Origin of the sequence: Roseivivax halotolerans, assembly GCF_900115815.1 — a bacterium.
GTDB classification, from domain to species: domain Bacteria; phylum Pseudomonadota; class Alphaproteobacteria; order Rhodobacterales; family Rhodobacteraceae; genus Roseivivax; species Roseivivax halotolerans.
This window is the reverse complement of record NZ_FOXV01000029.1, coordinates 1-6,685: the sequence shown is the minus strand read 5'-3', so window position 1 is coordinate 6,685 and position 6,685 is coordinate 1. Positions and strand designations below refer to the sequence as shown.

The window sequence follows — 6,685 nt, the reverse complement described above, 5'->3', positions numbered from 1 at the left end:
GTGCCGTGGCGCGCTACCGCCTTGGCAATCCCGGCCATCACGGTGCCCAGCTCGCGCGCCTCTCCCTCTAACGCATCCCCCAGAAGAACAGGCGCCACACCCGCTGCTCGCGCGACCTCTGCCGCGGCCTCAAGAGAGGCCTGCGGGGTTGCAATCAGGCGGTAATCTGGCTCGAGCTTCCCGGCATCCGGAGAGGGCGCGCGCAGCATGTCCAGCGCGACCTTCGACAGTGACGGGCCGATTTTGTCGGCAAGGTGGGACAGGTCTGCCTGCGCAGTCGGGTCCGGCACGGTTGGCCCAGACGCGATGGCTTCGGGATCATCGCCGGGCACGTCTGAAATCGCGAGCGTCACGAGCCGTGCATCTCCCGCCGCGCGCGCAAGTCCGCCACCTTTCACCTGCGAAAAGCGGCGACGCACCTTGTTCATCTCAGAGATCGACAGACCGGAGGCCAAGAGCAACCGGTTCACCGCAATGAGATCGTCGAGGGTCAGGGGAGACCGGGGCAAAGACAGCAATGATGAGCCGCCCCCGGATATCAGCGCGAGAACCAGATCGTCCGACCCCGCGTTTGCTGCAGCCTCCATGACCTCTCGTGTCGCGGATATTGCAGCGGCATCGGGTACTGGGTGGGCGGCTTCGCGGACGGTGATCCGATCGGTGGCGACCGCGTGCCCATATCGCGTCACGACAACGCCGGATAAATCGACGTCGGGCCAAGCTTGCTCGACGGCCCAAGCCATCGAGGCCGCCGATTTCCCGCCGCCCACGACAATGCAACGCCCGCGCGGCTTTTCGGGCAGGTAAGATGCCAAGACTTGCGCAGGATCCGCCGCACGAATGGCAGCATCGAGCATCCGCCTAAGCAGGTCTTGTGCATCATCATCGGTCATCATCAGCCGCTCAGATGTTCTCTCCGCGGATGGCTTCGCAGACGGCTTCCGTGACCTCTTGCGTGGTGGCCTTGCCCCCTACATCGGGTGTCAGGATGCCGTCGGCGCAGACTTTTTCCACTGCCCTCATCAAGCGTTCGGAGGCATTCGATTCGCCCAAATGATCCAGCATCTGGCTGGCGGTCCAGAACGTGGCGACCGGATTGGCGATACCCTTGCCGGTGATGTCGAAAGCCGAGCCATGAATCGGCTCGAACATGGAGGGGTAGCGCCGTTCGGGATCGATATTGCCCGTGGGTGCCACCCCGAGGCTGCCCGCAAGCGCTCCGGCGAGATCCGAAAGGATGTCCGCGTGCAGGTTCGTCGCGACGATGGTGTCGAGGCTTTTGGGATCCTTCACCATGCGCACGGTCATGGCATCGACCAGCATCTTGTCCCAGGTCACGTCCGGGAAATCCTTGGCGACCTCGGCCGCGATCTCGTCCCACATCACCATGCCGAACCGCTGGGCATTGGACTTCGTGACCACGGTGAGGAGCTTCCGGGGCCGCGACCGGGCCAGCTCGAACGCATAGCGCATGATCCGCGTGACGCCGGTGCGGGTGAAAATCGATACTTCTGTTCCGACTTCCTCGGGCATGCCCTGATGTGTGCGTCCGCCATTGCCGGAATATTCCCCTTCGGAGTTCTCGCGCACGATGACCCAATCGAGATCACCGGGGCCGACACCGGCCAGGGGGGAGGTGATGCCCGGCAGAATCTTGGTCGGACGCACGTTGGCATATTGGTCAAAGCCCTGGCAGATCGGCAGGCGCAGACCCCAGAGTGTCACGTGATCCGGCACATCGGGCGCGCCCACGGCGCCGAAGAAGATGGCGTCGAAATCCTTGATCTCATCGCGCCCGTTTGCGGGCATCAACGCGCCTGTCTTCTTGTAGCGCTCCGAGCCCCAATCGAATTCAGTGACATCGAAAGTGAACCCGCCGTCGCGTCGGGCCAACGCCTCGAGCGCTTGCAGGCCCGCCGCGATCACCTCGGGGCCGATACCGTCGGCCGGTATGGAGGCGATCCTGTAGGTTTTCACCGCACCCTTCGCCGCTTTCGTATCGGCGGACGGCGTGGTCTCGGCATCCCCGTCTTTCAGGATCGTCATGTTTTCTCCTCCTCGTGAACGCTGGGTCCGTTTGAGCAGGAGCCTACAGGTCCGGTTTCGGTCTTCTCAATTCCAAAGCGATTATATACGCTTTCGATATAAATCTTGGAGCACGTGCCCATCGTGAACATGACGCAGCTGAAATGTTTCCTGGCCGCGGCCGAAACCCTGCATTTTGGCCGAGCGGCGCAATCGCTCGACATCCTGCCGGCGACGCTCGGACGCCATGTAAAGCAGCTGGAGGAGCACCTGGGCGTCCCGCTGTTTCTGCGGACCACGCGGGCGGTGTCGCTGACCGAGGCGGGCAACCGCGTGCTGGAGGATGCGCGCGGCTTGGTCGCCCAATCCGCGGCGTTGGAGGAAAAAGCGCGCGCCGTGCGCAGCGCCGAGGCTCACGTGCTGCGGGTGGGCGCCATCGACAGTGCCGCGGCCGGGCTGATACCGCAGATCCTGCAACCTTTGCACGAGGCGCAACCGGATCTCGAAATCCAGATCGTCGAGCAGAAGACCATCCACTTGCTTCCGAAACTGCTGAGCGGCAGCCTCGACATCGCGTTCTGCCGGCCGCCGGATCTGCGCGATCCTCGGCTGGTGTTCCGCACCCTTTTCTTCGAGACCGCCGTGGTGGCCCTGCCAAAGTCGCACCCACTGGCAGGCCATGAGGCGATCGAAATCTCCGACCTTGCGGAAGAGCCGCTGATCGTGCCCGACCGCCGGTCCCGGCCGCATTCCCACGACCTTACCATATCGCTTTTCCTGGGCGCCGGGCTGACGGCACGCGTGGCCCAGATCGCGGAAGAGAAGCAGACCATCGTCAACCTCGTGGCGGCGGGCACTGGCCTTGCAATCGTGCCGCGGTGGACCTCCCGTCTGCGTGTCGAAGGCGTTCGCTTCATCCCGCTGGCAAAGACGGACGCGACATCGCAGGCCAAACTCATCCTTGCCGCCTCCTGGGCACGGGGAACGCGCGACCCGCTACGGGATTCCTTCATGGCCGTTCTCGACGCGCAACTGGTGACGCTCGAGGCGTCTGCGTAATTATATCAAAAGTGAATATAATTCTTGCCGAATTGTGTCACTGACGGTCCTTCACCCACAGTTCAAGCCGGAGGATGCGCCTTCATTGAGGCGCGTCGCGGGAAATACAACGGAGGAGGAAACCATGAAATTCACCAAAATTCTTGCAGCCGCCGCATGCGTGGCCGCGCTGCCCGCATCTGCGCAGGATAACGCGGACTGGCCCGCCAGCATTACCATAGGCACAGGCAGCCAAGGCGGCACCTATTTCGGATACGGCAGCGGCTTCGGCGCGATGATCAGCGAAGAGCTGGGCGTTAATGCCGGTGTAGAGATCACCGGCGGCCCAGTGCAGAACGTCACGCTGGTCGAGACCGGCGAGCACCAACTCGGTTTCGTCACGCTTGGCCCAGCCGACGAAGCGCGCCGCGGTGAAAGCCCACTGATGCCGGGCACGCCACACGAAGCCGTGCGCGCGCTGTTTCCTATGTATCAGACCCCGCTGCAGGCGGCGGTGCTGGCATCGTCGGATATTGAGAGCTTCCAGGACCTGCAGGGCAAACGCGTGGGCGTCGGGCCGGCGGGCGGTACCTCGGCCACTTACTGGACGCGGTTTTTCGAGAACGCGGAAGGTTACGGCGATGTGACGATCTCCAACGCGGGCGGCTCAGACACGGCCGGTCAGCTCAAGGACGGTCTGATCGATGCGTTCGTCTATGCTGCGGGTCTGCCGACGGGCGCCTATTCGCAACTCGCCGTGGAGAATGACGTGCGCTTCCTGTCGATGGATGACGAAACGCTGGCGACCATGAAGGAAATCGTGCCCGCAATGGCGGATTTCACCATCCCCGCGGATACCTACGAGGATCAGCCCGAGGATCTTCAGACCGTGTCGCTTTGGAATTTCGCCATCGCGCATGAGGACATGCCGGAAAGCCTCGCCTACGAGATCACGGCGCTGGCGATGGAAAACCATGATCGCATGGTGACCAACCATGCTGCCGCACGCGAGACGCTGCCGGAGAACGTCTCCAAGAACACCGTCATCCCGTTCCACCCGGGCGCTGCCCGCTGGTTCGAGGAAAACGGCTTCGACGTGCCGTCGGTCGAGTAATCCCGCGCCGCATTTCGCAAAAGTCTGAACGCGCGCGGGCGGCGATTCCCATGTCGCCGCCCGCTTCTTTTCATATTCACGAGCGATCCGGACCATGAGCAACGCGCAGCACAAGCACGGCCCAAACCCGGCCGAAAGCGACGGTAAGTCCGCCATCGAGCAGGAATTGGCCCGCGCCAACGTCGACAACGACCCCATAGCCGCGAACCAGAGGTTGTTTACCGGCAGCCGCAACTTCGTCATCGCGGCGATGTGCGTGGCCTACACGGTGTTCCACCTTTTGGTGATGAACGTCTACCCACTGGAAACCTGGGCCTATCGCCTGACCCATGTAGGCGGCGGTCTGCTGCTCGGCTTCCTGCTGTTCGGCTCGCAGCCATTCGGAGAGGATGCAGGCCCGACCCAACGCGAAGGATTGATGTCAAAAGTGCTGTTGGTTCTTGCCGGTGCAGGGGTTCTGTACGGTCTGATCGGCGTCGTCGCGATCTGGATCAACGGAACACTTCTGGGCGAGATGATGCCCCCTGCCTGGGCAATGTCGACCTTCGGCATCCCACTGACCTTCGGCACGGGTCTGGCCATCATGCATGGCTGGGTCTTTCCCCATCGTGGGCGGATGCAATTCGCACCAGGCGATGTGGTGCTGGCTTTAGCGGCAATCGCCTTCACGGCCTACCTGATCTTCTTCGCCCGCCAGCTTCAACTGCGCGCGGGCATGCCCATGGCCCTGCCGGGCGATATGTGGTCGGCCATCACCGGCGTCCTGTTGATTATCGAGCTCACGCGCCGCCTTGCCGGGATGGCGCTGGTGATCATCGCAGGCGTTTTCGTGGCCTACGCCTTCGCGGGCCCGTGGCTGCCCGGGATTTTCGAGCATCGCGGCTATGACATGAAGCGCTTCTTCTCCTACATCTTCACCGACAACGGGGTGCTCGGAGCGCCGATTGCGATCTCGTCCACCTACATCATCCTGTTCGTTGTCTTCGCCGCTTTCCTGCAGACCACGCGGGTCGGAGAATACTTCGTAAACCTTGCCTTCGCGGCTGCTGGGCATCGCCGCGGCGGTCCGGCCAAGGTGGCGATCTTCGCCTCGGGCCTGATGGGTATGATCAACGGAACCTCGGCGGGCAATGTCGTGGCCACCGGTTCGCTGACCATCCCGATGATGAAGAAGGTGGGCTACCGGCCCCAGACCTCTGCTGCAGTGGAGGCTGCGGCCTCTACCGGCGGTCAGATCATGCCGCCGATTATGGGGGCGGGCGCTTTCATCATGGCTGAGATCACAGGCATTCCCTACATGGACATCGTCTATGCTGCGATCATTCCAGCGGTGATCTACTTCGTCTCAGTCTACTTTATGGTGGATTTGGCCGCGAAAAAAGCAAACATGAAGGGCCTGCCGCGCGACCAGCTTCCGAAGCTCGCGAAACTGGCCAAGCAAATCTACCTTTTCACACCCATCGTGGTGCTGATCTACGCGCTTTTCGCCGGCTATTCGGTGATCCGCTGCGGCACGCTGGCGATGATTACAGCAGCGGTGGTGTCTTGGCTAACGCCCCATCGTATGGGGCCCCGCCAGCTGTTCCAGGCGCTCGACAATGGCGCACGCATGGTTCTTCAGCTGGTCGCAGTATGCGCAACGGCCGGCATAATCGTTGGGGTCATCGCCCTGACAGGTATCGGCTCGCGGTTCTCGACCGTCCTTCTGGCGCTGGCTGATCAGAGCCAGATCCTCGCTTTGTTCTTCGCTATGGTCGTGTCGATCATCCTCGGGATGGGGATGCCTACGACGGCAGCATATGCCGTGGCGGCATCGGTCATTGCGCCGGGGGTCATTAACCTCGGCGTCGCACCACTGACCGCGCATCTTTTCATCTTTTACTTCGCGGTGATGTCAGCGATCACTCCGCCGGTGGCACTGGCCGCCTACGCGGGCTCTGCGCTCGCCGGTTCGGACCCAATCCGTACTTCGGTCGAAAGCTTCAAGATCGGCCTTGCGGCCTTCGTTGTGCCCTACATGTTCTTCTATTCTCCCGCGATGCTGCTCAATGGTAGCTGGTTTGAGATCGCCCACATCGCCGCAACGGCGCTGGTCGGCGTGTACCTGTTGTCCTGCGCGGTGCAGGGCTGGTTCTTTGGACACGCCAATGCGGCGGTACGCGCAGCCCTTGGGGCAGGCGGACTGACCATGATCGCGGGCGGCTGGACAACCGATGCGATCGGAGTGGGCATCGCGCTCGTTCTGGTCCTGATCCAGCGCGGACGCATGGGCACCTCCGATTTCGCCCGTGGCGCCGACTGATGTCTGGGCCAGTGGCTTTGCGTCATAAAGTGGTCCGGACCTGATGGGCGGTCCGGAATAACGCGAGCCATGAGTGCGAGGCCGCAGACAATCTTGCTTCCCGTTGGAACCAAGGAGAGATGGCGCCGAAGAACTTACCTCCAACCCTATTGAAGGGTTGGAGGTTTGTTTTGAATGAGCCGCAATGTTTGAGCAGGTGGCTTCAT

At 62.3% G+C, this 6,685-nt stretch carries 5 protein-coding genes; 3 read left to right on the top strand and 2 right to left on the bottom strand.

Annotated features, from left to right (window positions below; translation table 11 throughout):
- Together BM171_RS18500 and BM171_RS18495 are read right to left on the bottom strand one after the other, a co-directional pair.
- On the bottom strand, nt 1–896 hold an 896-nt coding region (locus BM171_RS18500; RefSeq protein ID WP_245760348.1), incomplete at its 3' end, for a glycerate kinase type-2 family protein.
- A 7-nt stretch (nt 897–903) separates the two neighbouring features.
- Complete coding sequence (locus BM171_RS18495) at nt 904–1,977, bottom strand: tartrate dehydrogenase (RefSeq protein WP_093016111.1); 1,074 nt, start codon at nt 1,975–1,977, stop codon at nt 904–906.
- A gap of 183 nt (nt 1,978–2,160) precedes the next feature.
- Between BM171_RS18495 and BM171_RS18490 the strand changes: the two genes are divergently transcribed.
- The 3 genes from BM171_RS18490 (at nt 2,161) to BM171_RS18480 (ending at nt 6,479) form a co-directional block, all read left to right on the top strand.
- Nucleotides 2,161–3,084 (top strand): LysR family transcriptional regulator, encoded by a 924-nt coding sequence (locus BM171_RS18490; RefSeq protein WP_217646767.1) that lies wholly within the window; start codon nt 2,161–2,163, stop codon nt 3,082–3,084.
- Between the two features lie 124 nt (nt 3,085–3,208).
- On the top strand, nt 3,209–4,177 hold the full coding sequence (locus BM171_RS18485) for a TAXI family TRAP transporter solute-binding subunit (protein ID WP_093016102.1): 969 nt from the start codon (nt 3,209–3,211) through the stop codon (nt 4,175–4,177).
- 94 nt (nt 4,178–4,271) lie between these two features.
- Nucleotides 4,272–6,479, top strand: a complete 2,208-nt coding sequence (locus tag BM171_RS18480) for a TRAP transporter permease (protein WP_093016099.1) — start codon at nt 4,272–4,274, stop codon at nt 6,477–6,479.
- The last annotated feature ends 206 nt before the right edge of the window (nt 6,480–6,685 follow it).